This window comes from Arthrobacter sp. Hor0625 (genome assembly GCF_052567525.1).
Map to the genome: position 1 here is coordinate 3,141,283 of NZ_CP199586.1, position 18,638 is coordinate 3,159,920.

At 68.7% G+C, this 18,638-nt stretch carries 15 protein-coding genes; 4 read left to right on the forward strand and 11 right to left on the reverse strand.

The window, feature by feature from the left end; all coding sequences use genetic code 11:
• The first annotated feature begins 72 nt into the window (after positions 1 to 72).
• A complete protein-coding gene (locus tag ACTWLI_RS14425) occupies positions 73 to 1,338 on the forward strand; it encodes an alpha/beta fold hydrolase (protein WP_445156200.1) in 1,266 nt (421 codons plus the stop codon).
• Between the two features lie 69 nt (positions 1,339 to 1,407).
• Here ACTWLI_RS14425 and ACTWLI_RS14430 read toward each other — a convergent pair whose 3' ends face one another.
• The 3 genes from ACTWLI_RS14430 to coaE all read right to left on the reverse strand — a co-directional run bounded on the left by ACTWLI_RS14430 (position 1,408) and on the right by coaE (position 5,978).
• Complete coding sequence (locus ACTWLI_RS14430) at positions 1,408 to 2,436, reverse strand: TerC family protein (RefSeq protein ID WP_445154460.1); 1,029 nt, start codon at positions 2,434 to 2,436, stop codon at positions 1,408 to 1,410.
• 178 nt (positions 2,437 to 2,614) lie between these two features.
• Positions 2,615 to 4,696, reverse strand: coding sequence for an excinuclease ABC subunit UvrB (gene uvrB / locus ACTWLI_RS14435; RefSeq protein ID WP_445154461.1), 2,082 nt, complete (start codon positions 4,694 to 4,696; stop codon positions 2,615 to 2,617).
• A 40-nt stretch (positions 4,697 to 4,736) separates the two neighbouring features.
• Complete coding sequence (gene coaE / locus ACTWLI_RS14440) at positions 4,737 to 5,978, reverse strand: dephospho-CoA kinase (RefSeq protein WP_445154462.1); 1,242 nt, start codon at positions 5,976 to 5,978, stop codon at positions 4,737 to 4,739.
• A 22-nt stretch (positions 5,979 to 6,000) separates the two neighbouring features.
• On the opposite strand from coaE, the gene ACTWLI_RS14445 reads away from it, so the two are divergent.
• Together ACTWLI_RS14445 and ACTWLI_RS14450 are read left to right on the forward strand one after the other, a co-directional pair.
• Positions 6,001 to 6,702: an IMPACT family protein gene (locus ACTWLI_RS14445; protein ID WP_445154463.1), complete on the forward strand. Its 702-nt coding sequence runs from the start codon at positions 6,001 to 6,003 to the stop codon at positions 6,700 to 6,702.
• Between the two features lie 252 nt (positions 6,703 to 6,954).
• Positions 6,955 to 7,767 carry a GNAT family N-acetyltransferase gene (locus ACTWLI_RS14450; RefSeq protein WP_445154464.1) on the forward strand — a complete coding sequence of 271 codons (813 nt, stop codon included), beginning with the start codon at positions 6,955 to 6,957 and terminating at the stop codon, positions 7,765 to 7,767.
• A 501-nt stretch (positions 7,768 to 8,268) separates the two neighbouring features.
• Here ACTWLI_RS14450 and rpsA read toward each other — a convergent pair.
• The 3 genes from rpsA to polA form a co-directional block, all read right to left on the reverse strand.
• Positions 8,269 to 9,744, reverse strand: coding sequence for a 30S ribosomal protein S1 (gene rpsA / locus ACTWLI_RS14455; RefSeq protein ID WP_056739582.1), 1,476 nt, complete (start codon positions 9,742 to 9,744; stop codon positions 8,269 to 8,271).
• Between the two features lie 221 nt (positions 9,745 to 9,965).
• Complete coding sequence (locus tag ACTWLI_RS14460) at positions 9,966 to 11,252, reverse strand: GNAT family N-acetyltransferase (RefSeq protein WP_445154465.1); 1,287 nt, start codon at positions 11,250 to 11,252, stop codon at positions 9,966 to 9,968.
• A gap of 53 nt (positions 11,253 to 11,305) precedes the next feature.
• A complete protein-coding gene (polA, locus tag ACTWLI_RS14465) occupies positions 11,306 to 13,945 on the reverse strand; it encodes a DNA polymerase I (RefSeq protein ID WP_445156201.1) in 2,640 nt (879 codons plus the stop codon).
• Between the two features lie 211 nt (positions 13,946 to 14,156).
• Here polA and ACTWLI_RS14470 point away from each other — a divergent pair, with 211 nt between their 5' ends.
• On the forward strand, positions 14,157 to 14,624 hold the full coding sequence (locus tag ACTWLI_RS14470) for a hotdog fold thioesterase (RefSeq protein ID WP_445154466.1): 468 nt from the start codon (positions 14,157 to 14,159) through the stop codon (positions 14,622 to 14,624).
• Between the two features lie 50 nt (positions 14,625 to 14,674).
• Here the strand turns inward: ACTWLI_RS14470 and ACTWLI_RS14475 are convergent, their stop codons facing one another.
• From ACTWLI_RS14475 to ACTWLI_RS14495, 5 genes are all read right to left on the reverse strand, one after another.
• A complete protein-coding gene (locus ACTWLI_RS14475; RefSeq protein WP_445154467.1) occupies positions 14,675 to 15,211 on the reverse strand; it encodes a dihydrofolate reductase family protein in 537 nt (178 codons plus the stop codon).
• A gap of 56 nt (positions 15,212 to 15,267) precedes the next feature.
• Positions 15,268 to 15,489 carry a hypothetical protein gene (locus ACTWLI_RS14480; protein ID WP_445154468.1) on the reverse strand — a complete coding sequence of 74 codons (222 nt, stop codon included), beginning with the start codon at positions 15,487 to 15,489 and terminating at the stop codon, positions 15,268 to 15,270.
• Entirely contained in the window at positions 15,486 to 16,697 is a 1,212-nt protein-coding gene (locus ACTWLI_RS14485; protein ID WP_445154469.1) for an anion permease, read from the reverse strand. Before ACTWLI_RS14485 ends, ACTWLI_RS14480 begins: the two co-directional genes overlap by 4 nt.
• 188 nt (positions 16,698 to 16,885) lie before the next feature.
• On the reverse strand, positions 16,886 to 17,566 hold the full coding sequence (locus tag ACTWLI_RS14490; RefSeq protein ID WP_445154470.1) for a hypothetical protein: 681 nt from the start codon (positions 17,564 to 17,566) through the stop codon (positions 16,886 to 16,888).
• A gap of 80 nt (positions 17,567 to 17,646) precedes the next feature.
• Positions 17,647 to 18,516 (reverse strand): universal stress protein, encoded by an 870-nt coding sequence (locus ACTWLI_RS14495; protein WP_445154471.1) that lies wholly within the window; start codon positions 18,514 to 18,516, stop codon positions 17,647 to 17,649.
• Positions 18,517 to 18,638 lie beyond the last annotated feature (122 nt).

Consider the following 18,638-nt stretch of genomic DNA (forward strand, 5'->3'; position numbering starts at 1 on the left):
GCTCAGCCGGGTGCTGCCGGTCCGGGCGGCGCCGCCGGCCACGTGGTCAAGGCGCGGCACGACTACCGCGGCATGCGGACCGCCGAACACTACTTCGAGCTCCCGCTGGACCACTTCGGTGGGGACGGCGAGACGATCACCGTCTTCGCCCGGGAGTACGTCTCCGCCGACCACAGCGAGGAGGCCGCCGCCGAGCTGCCCTGGCTGCTATACCTGCAGGGCGGGCCCGGCGGCCGCGGCAACCGCTTCCCCGCCCTGGGCGGCTGGAGCAAGGCCGCGGCCCGGGACTTCCGGATCCTCATGCTGGACCAGCGCGGCACCGGCCTGTCCTCCCCCATCGACCGCAATACCCTGCCGCTGCGCGGCAACGAACAGGACCAGGCCCGGTACCTCGAACACTTCCGGGCCGACTCGATCGTGGCCGACGCGGAATCCATCCGGCGCACTCTTGGCGCGGCCCCCTGGACCGTGTACGGGCAAAGCTACGGCGGTTTCTGCGCGCTCAGCTACCTCTCCTTCGCCCCCGATGGGCTCCGCGAGGTGCTGATCACCGGCGGCCTCGCCCCGCTGGACGGTCCCGCGGACCGTGTCTACCAGGCGACGTTCCGCCGGGTGGCTGCGCGCAACGCGGAATACTTCGGCTGGTACCCGCAGGACCGGGAGGCGGTCAACCGGATCGCCCGGCACCTGCGCGAGACGCCCGAGCATTTGCCGGACGGCAGCCGGCTGACCGTCGAACGGTTCCAGATGGTGGGCTCCTTCCTGGGCGGCAACACCCGGGTCGACGCCCTGCACCACCTACTCGAGGACGCGTTCGTCGGCACCCCCGACGGCGACCGGCTCTCCGACAGTTTCCTGGAGCAGGTCCGGGCCTTGGTTTCGCGGGCCGCGAACCCGCTGTACGCGCTGATGCATGAATCCATCTACGGGCAGGGCGAGGCCACCGACTGGGCAGCCCTGCGGGTGTTGCAGGACCACCCTGAGTTCCGGCCGGACGTTCCCGCCCCGCTGCTCACCGGCGAGATGGTGTACCCCTGGTACTTCGAACAGGACCCGGCCCTGGCCCCGCTGCGGCCCGTCGCGCAGCTGCTCGCGGAGAAGGACGACTGGAAGCCGCTGTACGACCCCGAACGGCTCGCACAGAACGCCGTCCCGGCCGCGGCCGCGGTGTACAGCGACGACATTTACGTCGACCGTGACCTGTCGCTCGAAACCGCCGCGGCCGTCCGCGGACTGCAGGTGTGGGAGACGGCCGCGTTCCACCACGACGGCATCGCGGACGACGGCGAGGCGATCTTTGGCCGCCTGCTCAACATGGCGCGCTCCCAGTCCGACTGAGGGGTCCGGAAACACCACTGCCCGGGGAAGCGTTCGCTTCTCCGGGCAGTGGTGTTTGAGGCTCCGGCGCTACTCGGCGTCGGTCAGGCTCTTGCGGGAGTCTTCCTCGAGCCGGGCGTCCAGCTTGGCCTTGGACGCCTTGGAGCTGACCAGGCTGGCGATCACGGCAATGATGATCGTGCCGATGATGACCGCGAGCGAGACGAACGTGGGGATCTCGGGGGCCCACTCGATGTGCCGGCCGCCGTTGATGAAGGGCAGTTCGTTGACGTGCATGGCGTGCAGCACCAGCTTGACGCCGATGAAGGCCAGGATGACCGACAGGGCGTGCTTGAGGTAGATCAGCCGGCTCATCAGGCCGCCGAGCAGGAAGTACAGCTGGCGCAGGCCCATCAGGGCGAAGATGTTGGCGGTGAAGACAATGAACGCGCTCTGGGTGAGGCCGAAGATGGCCGGGATGGAGTCGACTGCGAAGAGCAGGTCGGTCATGCCGATGGTGACGAAGACGATCACCATCGGGGTGAAGACCTTCTTGCCGTCGACCTCGGTGCGCAGCTTGCCGCCGTCGAACTTCTCCGACATCGGCAGGACGCGCCGGATCCGGGCGATCAGCGGGTTCTCCCGGTCTTCCTCGTCCTCGCCCTCGTCCTGGGCCTGCTTCCACGCGGTCCAGAGCAGGAAGGCGCCGAAGATGTAGAAGACCCAGCTGAACTGCTCGATCACGATCGCGCCCAGCAGGATGAAGATGCCGCGCAGGATCAGGGCAATGATGATGCCGACCATCAGCACTTCCTGCTGGTACTTACGCGGTACCGAGAAGCGGGCCATGATGATGATGAAGACGAACAGGTTGTCGATGCTGAGGCTGTATTCCGTCACCCAGCCGGCGATGAACTGGCCGCCGTACTCGGGGCCGGTGAAGGCGAACATGGCGCCGGCGAAGACCAGGGCCAACGCGATGTAGAAGGAGACCCAGAGGCCTGCTTCCTTCATGGACGGCTCATGCGGGCGCTTCACGACCAGGAGCAGGTCGATGGCGAGGATGATGCCGAGAACGACAAAGGAGCCGATCTCGAACCAGACGGGAAGTTCGGGCACGAAGTTACCTTTCGCAGGGTACGACTGAGCGGTGTAAGTCTCTCCGGCCAAGCCGCCGCCCCGGGCCGATGCCATCAGGTGCCGCTGCGCTGCCCGCTACGCCCGGCAGGGCGTCTGTGCCATGCGTGTTGACGATCGTAGCGCTCGGGATACTCCCCTACGTGGTGTCCACTTTACCTCAGGCGTGCCCGGCCGACTGCATCTGGCGCAACTCCTTCTTGAGTTCTCCGACCTCGTCCCGGAGCCGTGCGGCGAGCTCGAACTGCAGTTCCCCGGCCGCGGCGTGCATCTGTTCGGTGAGCTGCTCGATGAGTCCCACGAGGTCCTCGGCCGGGGCCGCGGCGAGGCCATCGGAGCGGACCTTGGAGCCGCCCTTGCCCTTGCCGCGCGCCTTGCCCGCGCTGGCCAGCAGTTCGCGGGTGTCCGCGTCCTCCTTGGCCAGTTGGTCGGTGATGTCGGCGATCTTCTTCCGCAGCGGCTGCGGGTCGATGCCGTGCTCCTTGTTGTAGGCCACCTGGATGGCGCGGCGGCGGTTCGTCTCGTCGATCGCCTGGGCCATGGAATCGGTGATCCGGTCCGCGTACATGTGGACCTCGCCGGACACGTTACGGGCCGCGCGGCCGATGGTCTGGATCAGCGAGGTGGCCGAGCGCAGGAAGCCTTCCTTGTCCGCGTCGAGGATGCTCACCAGCGACACTTCGGGAAGGTCCAGGCCTTCACGCAGCAGGTTGATGCCGACCAGGACGTCGAACACGCCCATCCGGAGTTCGCGGAGCAGCTCCACGCGCCGCAGCGTGTCCACGTCGGAGTGCAGGTATTCGACCTTCACCCCGTGGCCCAGCAGGTAGTCGGTGAGGTCCTCCGCCATCCGTTTGGTCAGGGTGGTGACCAGGACGCGCTCGTTCCGCTCGGTGCGGGTCTTGATCTCGCCCAGCAGGTCGTCGATCTGGCCCTTGGTGGGTTTGACGATCACCTCGGGGTCGATCAGGCCGGTCGGGCGGATGATCTGCTGGACGAACCCGTCGGCCTTGCCCAGCTCGTACTTGCCCGGTGTCGCGGAGAGGTACACGGTCTGCCCGACGCGCTGCAGGAACTCGTCCCATTTGAGCGGGCGGTTGTCCATCGCTGAGGGCAGCCGGAAGCCGAAGTCGACCAGGTTCCGCTTGCGCGACATGTCCCCTTCGTACATCGCGCCGATCTGGGGCACGGTGACGTGGGACTCGTCGATCACGAGCAGGAAGTCATCCGGGAAGTAGTCCAGGAGGCAGTGCGGGGCGCTGCCGGGCTCGCGCCCGTCGATGTGCGAGGAGTAGTTCTCGATGCCGTTGCAGAAGCCCATCTGCTGCATCATCTCGAGATCGTAGGTGGTGCGCATCCGGAGCCGCTGGGCCTCGACGAGCTTGTTCTGGCTCTCCAGGACCTTGAGCCGGTCCGCCAGTTCGTCTTCGATCCGTTTGATGGCCCGGGCCATGCGGTCCGGTCCGGCGACGTAGTGCGAGGCCGGGAAAACGTACATTTCCTCTTCCTCGCGCAGGACCTCGCCGGTGAGCGGGTGCAGGGTCTGGATGTTTTCGATCTCGTCGCCGAAGAACTCAATCCGGATGGCGAGCTCTTCGTACATCGGGATAATTTCCACCGTGTCGCCGCGCACCCGGAAGGTGCCGCGGTGGAAGTCCATGTCGTTGCGGGCGTACTGCATGGCGACGAACTTCCGGAGCAGGTCGTCGCGGTTCATTTCGGCGCCGCGGCGGAGTGTCACCATCCCGGCGATGTACTCTTCGGGGGTACCGAGGCCGTAGATGCAGGAGACGGTGGCGACCACGACGACGTCGCGCCGGGTCAGCAGGGCGTTGGTGGCGGAGTGCCGGAGCCGTTCGACTTCCTCGTTGATGGAGGAGTCCTTTTCGATGAACGTGTCCGTCTGCGCCACGTAGGCCTCGGGCTGGTAGTAGTCGTAGTACGAGACGAAGTACTCGACGGCGTTGTTGGGCAGCAGCTCGCGGAATTCGTTGGCCAGCTGCGCGGCGAGGGTCTTGTTCTGGACCATCACGAGGGTGGGCCGCTGGACCTGCTCGATCAGCCACGCCGTCGTCGCGCTCTTGCCGGTACCGGTGGCGCCGAGGAGCACCACGTCCTTTTCGCCGTTCTTGATCCGCTCGGTCAGCTCCGCGATCGCGGCGGGCTGGTCACCGGCGGGTTTGAACTCGCTGATGACTTCGAAGGGCGCCACGACACGGTTGATTTCCTGGGCAAGGCTCATGCATCTAATCTACCGCCGGCCGCCGACAGGAAACCCCGATTCAGCTTTGGGCGGTACCCGGCCCGCCGCCGGCGGCGTACGACGGCGGCTGCCAGCCGGTGCGACGCGCCCAGTCCTCCATCCGCGGGGCGGCGTAGGCCGTGAACCAGGCTTCTTTGTCGGCGGCGTAGCCGGCAGTGGACTTGTCCACGCCGTGCCGCCGCGCCGCCCGGAGTTTTTCGGCGAGGTAGGCCCCGCGGGCTTCGGCGTCGTCGCGCAGCCAGTCCCGGAAGCACAGCGCGTAGCGCCAGCCCGGCGACCCGGCCGCGCGGACGTGTAGGTTGACGGCGCGGCCGGGGTCGGCGCTGCCGTGCACGCGCTTGTCCCACTCGGCCGGGTCCGGGTGCCCGGGTTTGGGGTTGTCCGGGCCGATGCCGGGCCAGCGGGGGTAACCGGCTGCGGCCAGCAGCGGCTCCAGCCGGTCCGCCGTCGCCAGGTCCCGGACCGTCAGCTGCAGGTCGAGCACGTCCTTGGCGTCCAGGCCCGGGACGGCGGTGGAGCCGATGTGGTCCACGGCGAGGAATTCCTCCGGCGCGAGCGCCAGCAGGCGGCCGGCCAGCCTGGCGGCCTGGGCGGGCCAGCGCGGGTCCGCCGGTCGGAGCACCGGACCGCCGGGGCGCGGGGCGACCCGGCGCTTGGCGAGGTTCTCGGCGAAGGGCAGCAGCCGGCTGCGCCACAGCAGGTCCACGGCGTCGCGCAGTTCGTCCTTCGTGCCGGAGTTGTCCAGCACCACGTCGGCAGCCGCCAGCCGGTCCTCGCGCGTGGCCTGGGCGGCCATCCGGGCCCGGGCCTGCTCTTCGGTCATCTTCCGGTGCTCCACCATGCGCCGCACGCGGACCTCGTCGGGCGCGTCCACGACGAGCACCAGGTGGAAGCTGGCTCCCTGCCCGGTCTCGACGAGGAGCGGAATGTCCTGCACGACGACGGCGCCCCGGGGCGCGGCGGCGGCGATGGCGGAGGCGCGTTCACGTACCAGCGGGTGGATGATCCCGTTGAGCACGGCGAGCCGTTCGGGGTTGCCGAACACCAGCGCGCCGAGGCGGGGACGGTCGAGGCGCCCGTCCGGGCCCAGCACGGCGGAACTGAAGGCTTCCACCACCCGGGCCAGCCCGGGGGTGCCCGGCTCGACGACCTCACGGGCGAGTGCGTCGGCGTCGACTAGCACGGCGCCCAGCTCCTGCAGCCGCGCGGCCACTACTGACTTCCCCGAGGCGATGCCGCCCGTCAACCCGATCTTCAACACCCCACCAGACTAGACTGAAGCGGTGCCAGTCGATGCGGTTTCTCCCGAAAGCAGGACCACCGCGTACACCACGCTGGCCGCCGGGGACGGCTTCCGCCACGAACTGGAGATCAAGCGTTCCCGTTTCATCACGGTGCTGCGGCGCACCCCGGACGAGGACAGCGCCCGGTCCCTGGTCAGCGCGCTGCGCAAGGAATTCCACGACGCGAGGCACCACTGCTCGGCCTTCGTGCTGGGGCCGGACCGCGGGGTGCAGCGCTCCAGCGACGACGGCGAACCCTCCGGCACGGCCGGGCTGCCGATGCTGGAGGCCCTGCTCAAACGCGAAACCGCCCCCGGCGTGACCGACCTCAGCGACATCACCGCCGTCGTCGTCCGCTATTTCGGCGGAATCCTGCTGGGCGCCGGAGGCCTGGTCCGGGCCTACTCCGATTCGGTGTCCTCCGCGCTGGAGGCCGCACCGCTGGTCCGCCGCCGCCGGCTGCGGCTGTGCACGGTCCGGGTGCCGCACGCGTCCGCGGGCAGGCTGGAGAACGAACTGCGGGCCTCCGGTTTCCTGGTGACAGGAACCGACTACGCCGCCGAGTCCGCCGTCCTTCGCCTGGCGCTGCCGGACGACCCGGCTGAGGTCGAGCAAGCGGCTGCGCGGCTCGCGGCCTTGACCGCGGGCAGCGCTGCCCTGGTGCTCGGCGGAACGGAGTGGGTTGATGCCGGGTCCGAGTGAACCGGATTCCGGGGTGGCGCTGACGGAGGTCACGCCCTTGGTGCTGGAACGACTCCTGGCGCTGGCCGTGCACGACGCCGACGCCGATGAGGTCACCCCGCGGCTTGGATCGGACGCGGGCTGGAACCCGGAGTGGATCGGCTGGTTCCGGTCGTACCACCGCGCCGCCTCCGGACTCGACGGACCGGCGCGGGAGAAGACCTGGCGGTCACGGCCGGCGGTGCCGTGGCCGGGTCGGTCCGGCTTCGGCGGGTGTCGGACCTGTGTGGCCCTGGCGGCGTTGTGGAGACCGGGATCTGGCTGGGCCGCGAGTTCCGCGGCCGCGGCATCGGCGTTCCGGCGCTGCTGCTGGTCAAGGCTGAAGCCGCCGCGCTGGGTGCCGGGCTGCTGGTCGCGGACACAGCCGCAGGCAACCAGGCCGCGCAGGCCCTGCTGCGCTCCGCAGGCGCCGAGCTCACCGCCGCCGGCCGGCGCGTCACTGCCCGGATCACCCTGGCCCGACCCGGGCCCGTCCCCGCGGTCATGCTCGCAGCACTTTGGCGGCCGTGCTTGGATAGGAGTGAACCTTCCCGCCGGCAGGCACGTCGTCGGCGGCACCAGCACCAGCCAACCGAAGGGAAGACCCAGATGGATGACCCGTTCGAGCTGTCCCGGTTCGTCGACGCCCAGGAATCCGGCGGGACGTACGGCCAGGCCCTGTCGGAGCTCAAGGCAGGTTCCAAGCGCAGCCACTGGATGTGGTTCGTTTTTCCGCAGATCGCCGGCCTCGGTCAGAGCGCAACCTCCCGCCGGTTCGCCATTTCCTCGGTGGACGAGGCCCGGGCCTACCTTGGCCACCCTGTTCTCGGTCCCCGGCTCGTGCAGTGCTGCCGCGCGGTGCTCGACGTGGACGGCAGAAGCGCCGAGCAGATCTTCGGCGGCATTGACGCACGCAAGCTGCACTCGTCGTCGACCCTCTTCTTGCGGGCGGCGCCGGACGAGCCCGTGTTCCAGGAGATCCTGGACAAATACTTCGGCGGAATCCCGGATGCGGCCACCGACCGGATCCTCGGCCCGGCTAACTGACAAACCACGCCTCCGGGAGCCGGGCATGCCCGGTCCTGGGTCGGACCACTGGGCATAACAGGTTATGCCCAGCCCTCGGTCTGAAGAACGGGCATGTCCCGCAGGCACATCACCTGAACAGCCCAACACACCCTGGCCCCCGAACGGACATGCCCGGTCCTGGGTCGGACCACTGGGCATAACAGGTTATGCCCAGCCCTCGGTCTGAAGAACGGGCATGTGCCGCAGGCACATCACCTGAACAGCCCAACACACCCCGGCCCCCGAACGGACATGCCCGGTCCTGGGCCGGGCCACCGGGCATAACCGGTTATGCCCAGCCCTCGACCCGAAGAACGGGCATGTCCACCAGCCCTGATCAGGCCTGCCCGCGACAGGGCACCCCGGGCCCGCGGCGACGCCCCGCGGGCCAGAAAAGTACCTCTGCTTAAACCACTGCGGGCCCCTGCACTTGGCAGGGACCCGCAGTGGGTGGCCCGGGGCGACCCGGGCCGGTGGCAATTAGTTGCCGGTCAGCTTCTCGCGCAGAGCGGCAAGAGCCTCATCCGAAGCAAGCGTGCCTGCACCGGACTCGGTTGCGGCCGGCTCGGAGGAGTAGCTGGTGGTGCCGGAGTCGCTCTCGCCCGACGTTGCAGCGGCAGCGTCGTCGGCAGCGTGCTGGACGACCTGCTTCTTGTGGGCTTCCCAACGTGCCTGGGCGTCGGCGTACTGCTGCTCCCAGGTGGCGCGCTGCGTCTCGTAGCCTTCAAGCCACTCGTTGGACTCCGGATCGAAGCCCTCCGGGTACTTGTAGTTGCCCTCTTCGTCGTACTCGGCGGCCATGCCGTAGAGTGCCGGATCGAATTCGGTGCTGTCGGCGTCGACGCCCTCGTTGGCCTGCTTGAGGGACAGCGAGATGCGGCGGCGCTCGAGGTCGATGTCGATGACCTTGACGAACAGCTCGTCGCCAACGGAGACAACCTGCTCGGCCAGCTCAACGTGGCGCACGGCGAGCTCGGAGATGTGGACCAGGCCTTCGATGCCGTCTTCAACGCGGACGAACGCGCCGAACGGAACGAGCTTGGTGACCTTACCCGGAACAACCTGGCCGAGGGCGTGGGTGCGGGCGAAGGTCTGCCACGGATCTTCCTGCGTAGCCTTGAGCGACAGGGAGACGCGCTCGCGGTCCAGGTCGACCTCGAGAACCTCGACGGTGACTTCCTGGCCAACTTCGACAACCTCGGACGGGTGGTCGATGTGCTTCCAGGACAGCTCGGAAACGTGAACCAGGCCGTCTACGCCGCCCAGGTCCACGAAGGCACCGAAGTTGACGATGGAGGAAACGACGCCGGGACGGACCTGGCCCTTTTCCAGCTTGTTGAGGAACGTGGAGCGGACCTCGGACTGGGTCTGCTCGAGCCAGGCACGGCGGGACAGCACAACGTTGTTGCGGTTCTTGTCCAGCTCGATGATCTTGGCTTCGATCTGCTGACCGATGTACGGAGCAAGGTCGCGCACACGGCGCATCTCGACGAGGGATGCGGGCAGGAAGCCGCGCAGGCCGATGTCGAGGATAAGACCACCCTTGACAACCTCGATGACGGTACCGGTGACGACGCCGTCTTCTTCCTTGACCTTCTCGATGTCGCCCCAGGCACGCTCGTACTGAGCACGCTTCTTGGAGAGGATCAGGCGGCCTTCTTTGTCTTCCTTGGTGAGCACCAGGGCTTCGACCTGATCGCCGACGGAGACAACGTCTCCGGGATCAACGTCGTGCTTGATGGAAAGCTCGCGGGAGGGAATGACACCTTCGGTCTTGTAACCGATGTCGAGCAGAACTTCGTCGCGGTCGACCTTGACGACGGTACCTTCGACGAGGTCCCCGTCGTTGAAGTACTTGATGGTGGCGTCGACGGCTGCGAGGAAGTCCTCGGCGGACCCGATGTCGTTAATCGCGACGACAGGGGTACCGGACTTCTCGGTGGAGGTGATGGTCATGTAGTAGGGGCTCCGTTGTGGATAGTTAGTCGGTCAGGCCAACCGCTGCACCGGCGTCGGCGACGCCCGCGTAGAACACGGCGGATCAAAGGCGATCCGCCGGGTCATCCTGATTTGTGGATTTGGTTGCGCGCACGTAGTACACGCCCGTTTAGTCTAGTCGTATACGACAACCCCGGTCAAAGCGCAACGGGGCCGGTCGGCCTGCCCGGGCGCCCGTTCTAGAAGTGCGTCAGGCAGTGCGCCGGGCGTTCGACGGCGAACATGCCCGCGGCGGTGAACGCGGCCCCGGGTGCGGTCTCACGGATGCGCCCGGACGCGGCGAGCGTCACGGGGTGCACGCCGCCGAGGTAGATCGACGACAGCACGGCCACATCCAGTTCGAGGTCGGCGGCGGTGCCTTCGGCGTCGCTGACGACGGCGGCGCCGCCGGAGACATCGAGTGCGAACGTTCCGCCGGTCAGGCCCAGCGGGTCGGACACCTTGAGGACCAGCCGTCCGTCGCGCGGGTAGTGGCGGGCCTCCAGCGCCTTGCGAACGTCGAGGATCCGCAGCCACAACATGTCCCGGGCCTCCGACGCGTCGACGCAGCGCGGGTCAGTGAGCGCCCAGGGCAGCGGGTCGTCCACGGGCGCTTCTTCCCAGGTGACGCGTTCGACGAGGTCAATGGCGCCAAGGTACTGCCAAAGTTCAAGGTAGGCGGCGTGCGTGGCCGCTACAAGGTCGACGATCTCCATGGTGTGCGGGGTGCTGGACCAGCCGCCGAACTTGTAGGACACGTAACCGTCCACGCCGCCGTCGGGCCCGTAGTACAGGGCAACCTTGACCTTGGGGTCTTCGCCGTCGTCCCGGCTGACGGACCCCGAGGCGAACTGCCGGTAGAACTCGTGCCGGTCGACGGAGCCGGGCGTGCAGCGGTGCAGCCGGTCGAAGACGGCCGGCGCGAGCTCCAGCAGGACCTTGGGGTCGGCGACCTCCACCCGGCCGGTCGGGGTGTGGTTAAGGACGAAACGCGCGCCCGTGTCCACCTTGATCGACTGTTCCGAGGTTGCCACGCCAAAGCCGAACCGGCCGTAGATGGAGGCCTCGGAGGCGGTCAGGGCCGCCATGGCCAGGCCCTCCGTTCGGGCCAGCGCCAGGTCCTCGGCCATCATGCGGCGCAGCAGCCCGCGGCGGCGGTGCGAGGTGCGCACGGTCACGGCGGTGACGAGCCGGGTCTCCAGCAGCCGGCCGAAGCCGATATTCAGCGTCTTGTCCATGGTGCCGAAGGTCGCCACCGGGATCTCAGCCCCGAGCGAGTGCTCCGGCACCGGGCCGGTCTGGTACACGCCGGTCATCACCCGTCCGTCGACGCGCTGCATCTCGATGCCGCGGTCCACCCGCTCGTCACTGCGTCGGGCGTCGTGGAACCCGAACGCGACCGCGCGCATCCACGCCACGGCTTCCGGGTACGCCGGGTCGTCCTTGGCGGAGGGCTTGAACCGTCGGATTTTGTACTGGTCTGGCACGTGCTTCTCCCCCTGGATGTGCTGCTAACGTGAACGGCCCGAAGGCGGGCTGCCTAGTGCCCGGCCTCGAACCAGCTGGACCCGATGCCGATCTGGACCTCCAGCGGAACGGAGAGCTGCGCCGCGGCGCCCATTTGCTCCGTGACGAGCTTCTCCACAGCCTCGCGTTCGCCCTCGGCGACTTCGAGGACCAGTTCATCATGGACCTGGAGCAGCATGCGGGATTTGAGGCCCTGGTCCGCCAGGGCGCCCGCCACGCCGAGCATGGCCCGCTTGATGATGTCCGCGGCCGAACCCTGGATCGGAGAGTTCAGCGCGACCCGCTCGGCGTTCTCCCGCAGCTGGCGGTCGCTGCTGGTCAGGTCCGGCAGGTAGCGGCGGCGGCCCTCGATTGTGGCGGTGTACCCGTCGATCCTGGCCTGGTCGACGACGCCGCGCAGGTAGTCGCGCACCGCGCCGAACCGGTCGAAGTAGTCCTTCATCAGCGTCCGCGCCTCATCGACGGAGATTTCGAGCTGCTTGGACAGGCCGAAGGAGGTCAGTCCGTAGGCGAGGCCGTAGGACATGGCCTTGACCTTGGAGCGCATGGCACTGGTGACCTGGTCGGTGGGGACGTGGAAGATGTTCGAGCCCACGAACCGGTGCAGGTCTTCGCCGTCCTTGTAGGCCTGGATCAGCCCGGCGTCGCCGGACAGGTGCGCCATGATCCGCATTTCGATCTGCGAATAGTCGGCGGACAGCAGGCATTCGTAGCCTTCGCTGACCACGAAGATGCCCCGGACCCGGCGGCCTTCCTCGCTGCGGATGGGGATGTTCTGCAGGTTGGGGTTGTTCGAGGAGATCCGGCCGGTGGCTGCGACGTTCTGGGCATAGGTGGTGTGGATCCGCCCGTCGGCCGCTACGGACTTCTTCAGCGACTCCAGCATCTGCCGCAGCTTGGAGGACTCCCGGTGCGCCATCAGCTGGACCAGGAACTCGTGGCCGGTTTTCTCCAGCAGGTTCTTCAGCGATGCCGCGTCCGTGGTGTACCCGGACTTGATCTTCTTGGTCTTCGGCAGCCCGAGCTCCTCGAAGAGGACGGTCTGCAGCTGCTTGGGCGAACCGAGGTTCACTTCGTGCCCGATCGCGGCAAATGCCTGTTCCTTGGCGTTGTCGATGACCTTGGCCAGGTCCGCGAGCTGCTCGTCCATGCGTTCCATGTCGATGGCGATACCTGCCAGCTCCATGTCGGCGAGCACCCGGCTGACCGGCAGCTCGAGGGTGGTCAGCAGGTCCTGCGCCCCGCGCTCCTGCAGCTCGGTCTCGAAATAGCGGCTCAGTTCCCGGACGACGGCGGCCACGTGGACCAGCGCGCCGGCGGCGGCCGCGTCGTCGCCGTCGAACGCCAGCTCAAGCTGGCCGGCTTTCGCGGCCTCCGCCGACACGGCAATGTTCAGGTGGTGCTGCGCCAGCTCCGCGAGTTCGTAGCTGCGGCGGTCCGGCTGGATGAGGTAGCCGGAGATCGAGGTGTCGTCCACGACGCCGTCCAGTTCCAGGCCGCGGGCGGACAGCGCCTTCAGGGCGGCCTTGAAGCCGTGCATCACCTTGGCCGCGCCGGGGTCCCGCAGCCAGGCGGCCAGCACGTTCTCGGCGGCGGCGTCCTGGGTGGCGAGGTCGATGTAGGCGGCGGCGTCATCCCGCACGATGGCGACGGCGGCGGCGTCCTCGCCGATCCTGCCCGGCACCAGGTCAACGGCGACGGCGGACCGCTTCCCGGCGCCGGCGGCGAGGAATTCCTCCAGGGCGGCGGCGTCCGCCGGGGTCACATAGTCCGGGGTATCGATGCTTTCGCGTTCAGCTTCCGGGGTTTCACTGCCGTACAGGGCGAAGAGGCGGGTCCGGATGGTCTTGAACTCGAGCGTGTCGAACAGCTCCTCCAGCGCGGCCTGGTCCGGCCGGGGATCGGCCAGGTCCTCGAGGCTGACGGGCAGGTCGAGGTCGGTGCGGAGCCGGTTGAGCCGGCGGTTGCGCTTGACGTTTTCGAGGTTGTCGCGGAGCGCGTCCCCGACCTTCCCGCCGATGGAGTCGAGGTGTTCCAGCACGCCCTCGAGCCCGCCGTAGAGGTTGATCCACTTGGCCGCGGTCTTGGGCCCGACGCCGGGAACGCCGGGAAGGTTGTCGGCCGTCTCCCCCACCAGGGCGGCGAGGTCCGAGTACCGGGCCGGGCTGACGAAGTACTTTTCCTGGATGGCGTCCGCGTCCATCCGCGGGATGTCGCTGACGCCCTTTCGGGGGTAGAGCACGAAGACGTTGTCCGTGATGAGCTGGAACGTGTCCCGGTCGCCGGACACGAGCAGGACCTCATACCCGGCCTCTTCGCCCTTGGCGGCGAGGGTGGCGAGGATGTCGTCGGCTTCCCAGCCGGGCATCTTGATGGTCTTGATGCCCCACGCGCCCATGACCTTGTCGATCAGGTCGATCTGGCCGCTCATTTCGCGGGGGGTCTCGTTGCGGCCGCCCTTGTAGCCGTCGTACTCCGCTTTGCGGTGCGTGGTGTCATCGGAGACGTCGAACGCGACGGCCACGTGGGTGGGCTTCTGCTCCTTGATCAGGTTGATCAGCATGGAGGTGAAGCCGTGGACGGCGTTGGTGTGCTGCCCGGTGGAGGTGGAGAACTTGTCCGCGGGCAGGGCGAAGAAGGCCCGGAACGCCATGGAGTGTCCATCCAGCACCAGCAGGCGCGGCTGGTCGGTGAGCGGTATCACGGGCGCCTCGGTGGCGGAGACGTGCGCGGCGGCCCGGCTGGACTTCGTGGCGGGCGGATCGGCCGGCAGTGTGTCGGGGCCGGAGGCCGGGAGAAGGTCCGTTGCGGAAAGGGAGGGTGCCGGTTTGGTAGTTTCGCTCACAGGTGCCAGCCTAGTTGCCATGGTCGACAATTTCACGCCCGCCCCGTTCGCCGCCGAGCTGGAAGCGGCCGGTGTCCCGGCGGAGCTGCATGGCTGGCTGGGCCGGATGGGTGTGGGCGCCCTGGTGGTGAAGATGGGGATCCAGTTCCTGGAGATGAGTCCGGAACGGACGGTCGCCACCATGCCGGTCGAAGGCAACACGCAGGTGGCCGGCATCCTGCACGGCGGCGCCCACGTGGTGCTGGCCGAGACGCTCGGTTCGTTCGCCGCCGGCATGCACGCCGGTCCGGGTCGGCAGGCGCTGGGGATCGACGTCGGCGCGACCCACCACCGTGCGGTGTCCTCCGGCACCGTGACCGGGACCTGCACCGCCATCCACCTGGGCCGCACCCTCACCACGCATGAGATCGTGATGACCGACGAGCAGGGCCGCCGGCTCTCCACTGCACGGATCACGAACCTGCTGCGGGATATCCCCGCGGAGTAGTCCCCCGGCACCCCGCCGGCCTGGGTCGGCCGCACCGGCGGTTGCGCGCGTCAGCCGAGCCGGTAGCGCAGTTCGACGACGCCGCGGCCCATGGCCCGGCACCCGAGGAGTTCCAGCGGCGCCGTCGGGCGGGCCAGCGGAAGCAGCGGCTTGCCGGAGCCCAGCACCACCGGGACCACCGAGACGATCAGTTCGGTCAGCAGGCCGGTGTCGGCGAACTGCGCGGCCAGGACGCCGCCGCCGACCACCCAGACGTTCCGGCTGCCGGCGTCGCGCCTCAGGTCTTCTGCGAACTCGGTCACGGGCCCGCGCACGAAGGTGATGTCGCTGCCCGCCGGGGCTGCGAGTTCATGGTGCGTGAAGACCCAGCACGGGATGCCGGGGTACGGCCAGTCGCTCTCGTGGTTGCGGAGCCAGGCGTAGGTCTCCCCGCCCATCACGACGGCGCCGACGTCGGCCATGAAGGCGTTGTAGCTCTCCTCGCCGCCCTCGAAGCCGTCGAACTGAAGCAGCCAGTCGAGCCGGTCGTCGGCGGTGGCGATGAAGCCGTCCAGCGAGGACCCTACGAAGTACTGGAAACCGGGCATGGGCCCAGCGTAGCCATTCGGTGCGGGCTTTCCCAGTGGACGGACGCGGCGGGCCGTTACTTGCTGAAGTACGGAATGATCAGGTAGAGCCCGAAGAGGACCGCCACGCCGCACAGGCCGAAGCAGACGTAGGACAGCGGTCGGACCCAGCCCGGCTGGGTGGTCCGGGCGTCCCCGGCGATGGCGGTAAGCCGGACCCCGAGGGCGTAGAGCACGGTGACGGTGACGGCCGCGGCGAGGGTTGCTCCCGCTACCTGGACGAGTTCAAGCCACTTCATTTCCGGCCACCCTTGGAGTTGTTGGTGCGGCTGACCGCAGCCGCCTTCTTCTTGGCGAAGCGGATGGCCTGGCCGGCCTCCTCGACCTCGACGGCGTTGTGGTGCCCGACGTGCGATTTCCGGGACGCGACGAACATGTAGATGACGGCGGCCGTTCCGGCGACCGCGGCGATGATGAAGCCGACCGTGCCGGTGCTGACCAGCAGGGCGGTCAGGGCCCCGACGATTCCGGCGGCCGGCAGCGTGAACAGCCACCCGGTGACGATCTTGCCGGCGGTGCCCCAGCGGACGGTGGTGCCGCGGCGGCCCATGCCAGAGCCGATGACCGAGCCGGAGGCGACGTGCGTGGTGGAGAGGGCGAAGCCCAGGTGGGACGAGGCGAGGATCGCGGCGGCGGTGCTGGTTTCGGCCGCGAAGCCCTGGGCGGGCTTGACGTCGGTGAGGCCGGATCCCATGGTCCGGATGATGCGCCAGCCGCCGGAGTAGGTGCCGATCGCGATCGCCAGGGCGCAGGCGGCGATGACCCAGAGCTGCGGGCCCGAGCCGGGTTCCTGGCTGCCGGCGGAGATGAGCACCAGGGTGATGATGCCCATGGTCTTCTGTGCGTCGTTGGTGCCGTGGGCGAGGGCGACGAGGCTGGAGGTGAAGATCTGTCCGGTGCGGAACCCGCCGCGCTTCTGCGTCAGCTTGCTGCCGGTTTCCGGGTCGTGCCGGGAGGTGAGGGCGTAGGCCAGCCGGGTGCACACGTAGGCGACGGCGGCGGCGATGACGGGCGCGAAGACGGCGGGCAGGAGCACCTTCTGCAGCACCGAGGCGAAGTTCACCGAGTGCAGGCCGATGCCGGCGATGGCCGCCCCGATCAGGCCGCCGAAGAGCGCGTGCGAGGAACTCGACGGCAGGCCCTTCAGCCAGGTGATCATGTTCCACAGGATGGCGCCCATCAGGCCGGCGAAGATGATGGCCGGCGTGATCTGGATGCCGTCGGAGCCTTCGCGGATGATGCCGCCGGAGACGGTTTTTGCCACCTCGGTGGAGAGGAAGGCCCCCACCAGGTTCAGCACCGCCGCAAGGGCGACGGCCGTTTTCGGCTTGATCGCACCGGTCGCGATGGGCGTGGCCATCGCGTTGGCGGTGTCGTGAAACCCGTTAGTGAAGTCGAAGAACAGCGCCAGCGATATGACTAGCGCCACCATGACGGTGATTTCCACCTGTTGCCCAATCTGCAGAGTCGACGGTCAGCAGTCTCATTCCCCGTGGCGGCCTTGTCTATCACTGTTCACCGGCTGTTTGGCCGGTTCACCTGTGCGGTTCACCAAAGCTGTCCTGAAACCTTATAGATCGTACGTGCCAGCGGGGGCTGGGCAAAACAAGGCGCCGGCCGGCAGGCGGTCCCGGCTCAGGCGGGCGGCGCAGGGGGCGGCGCGCCTCCGAGCCTGCCCGCCGCCCCCTGATCAAGCGCGGCGCGCGCTGCATCCGGCAGGGCAATCAGGCCATCCAGTTCACGCCGCACCCGGCGGTAGGCGGCCTGCCGTTCGGCCGGGGTGGCGGCAGCATCGGCCGCGATCCGCAGCAGCTTCCGCGCTGTGGCGAGCCGCTCCCGCTCGGGCCCGGCGAAGTGGCTGTCCCTGATGCGGCGCGCTTCCCGCTCCGCGACGTCGAACGCCACCTCAAAGCTGCGGACCGCGGCCCGGTATTCGGCCAGGTGTGCAGGGGTCGGAGGTTGCGCCGCGTCCTCGGGGCGCAGCCCGTCGGCGTCCCGCTTGGCTCGAAGGAAGGCGACGGTGAGCGGTTCCCGGACGTCAGTCATGAGGGGAAAGTCGATGAGTTTGCCGACGTCCAACTCGTAGTCGAGCCACCGGCGGTTGACCGCCTCGTGGGCGTCGATAAGCCTGCGCAGCTCCCCCGGGTCCGGGACGGCGGCCCTGGCGCGGTCGGCGCGGACCCGCCGTCGGGCCTGCCTGCGGCGGTGGCCGCGTCCGGCGGTCCGCACTCCGGACCGGGTCCAGTGGATGAGCAGGGCGCCCAGCGGGAAAACCATCCACCAGTTGTTGCCGATTGCGCCGGTGATCCCGTCCATGGCAGTAACCTCCTCCCGGCGGCGGCGGGAAGGCCCCCTCAACCGAGGGAGCCTTCCCGCTGTCCGGGCCGCTGACGGGGTCAGTCCCCGTGCTTGGCCTTGTGCACCCGGGTCACCACGGTGGGGCAGGGAACGTGGAGCAGCACGGCGTGGGCCGTGGAGCCGAGCACCAGCCGGGAGAATCCTCCGCGCCCCCGGCTGCCGATGACCAGCAGGCGGGCGTCCCGGGCGATGTCGACGAGCGCCTTCGCCGGGTCCGTGTCCGTCTCCAGTCGCTGGTGCACGACCAGGTCCGGGTACTTCTCGCCGAGCCCGGCGACCGACTCGGAGAGGATGATCCTGTTCTCCTCGACGATCGTCTCCGCCAGCCCGCTCTCGGGCAGCTGCTGCTCCACCCAGCGGGCCGGGCTGCGGAAGGCCAGCACCACGGTCAGCTCGTCGCCGCCCCGGTCGGCCTCGGCGGCAGCGTAGGCAACCGCCTGCAGCGATTCCTCGGACCCGTCCACGCCGACGACGACGCCGTGCTTGCCGCCGGTCCCCTCCGCGGGGACGACGGCCACCGGGCAGTCCGCGGCGCTGACGATCTGCAGCGCCCGGTCGGTCATCGGCCCGCCGTCGAGCCAGTGTTTGTCGTGGCCGCCCACGACCACCATGGAGGCCTCCTTGGAGGCCTCGCGCAGGCCGGCGCCCGGGCTGCCGTGCCGGAGCTGGACGTCGACGTCGACGTCGGGGGCCTGGCCCCGGGCGCTGGTCCGGGCCTTCTCCAGCAGTTCCATCCCGGATTCGCGGATGAGTTCGTGGTACTGGAAATCCGGTGACATCCAGCGGTCGTCCACGGCGTGGACGCACAAGACGGACGACTTGCCCGCGCCGGCGCGCTGCAGGGCCCAGGCCAGGGCGGCTTCGCTGCCCGCCGAACCGTTGATGCCGACGACGATTGGTTTACCCATGCTCAACCCTGCTCTTTTCCGTAGCGCGCTGTCCGTGAACTGTTCACCGCGGCCCGTTGCGCTGGCCCGGCCGCGGCCGTGGCAGCGCACCCGTCTGTGACCGCTGCCGGACCGCAACGAAG